The organism is Dolichospermum planctonicum (assembly GCF_005402965.1).
Taxonomy (GTDB): Bacteria; Cyanobacteriota; Cyanobacteriia; order Cyanobacteriales; family Nostocaceae; genus Dolichospermum; species Dolichospermum planctonicum.
Genome location: NZ_BJCF01000146.1, coordinates 1 through 533 on the forward strand (window position 1 = coordinate 1; position 533 = coordinate 533).

2 tRNA genes and 1 rRNA gene are annotated in these 533 nt (G+C 45.0%); all 3 read right to left on the reverse strand.

Annotated elements, in window-relative coordinates:
- Positions 1-106, reverse strand: a 23S ribosomal RNA gene (locus FFO06_RS20805); the annotation flags it as partial.
- 144 nt (positions 107-250) lie between these two features.
- Positions 251-323, reverse strand: a tRNA-Ala gene (locus tag FFO06_RS20810).
- Between the two features lie 90 nt (positions 324-413).
- A tRNA-Ile gene (locus FFO06_RS20815) sits at positions 414-487 on the reverse strand.
- Positions 488-533: the final 46 nt, after the last annotated feature.

Sequence of the window (533 nt, forward strand, 5' to 3'; positions counted from 1 at the left end):
CGGCTCTTAGTTTGCTTCCAACTCCCCGGAACATTTCGTCGGTAACCACGTCCTTCTTCGCCTCTGTGTGCCTAGGTATCCACCATTAGCCCTTATTAGCTTGACCACAATTTTTCTTTGCTTTCACGAAACACTCTCATGTCTGTGTCTGCCTGCTTTTTCTCGTTCTCTTATGCAGTTTTCAAGGTTCTGGCTGGAATCTCACCCAGCAGTCTAACTTTTATAGTTAGGTGCTGTCTTTTTTCCAATGTGGAGGTTAGCGGACTCGAACCGCTGACATCCTGCTTGCAAAGCAGGCGCTCTACCAACTGAGCTAAACCCCCCTACAAAATTTTGGATTTTGGATTGACGATTTTGGATTGATTTTTTTTCTCAATCTAAAATCTCAAATCACCAATCTAAAATTCTTCAGGTGGGCCATCCTGGACTCGAACCAGGGACCTCACCCTTATCAGGGGTGCGCTCTAACCACCTGAGCTAATAGCCCTTATCGAACCAAATCATAGTTTGAAAGCTTTACTTCAAGTCTGCGA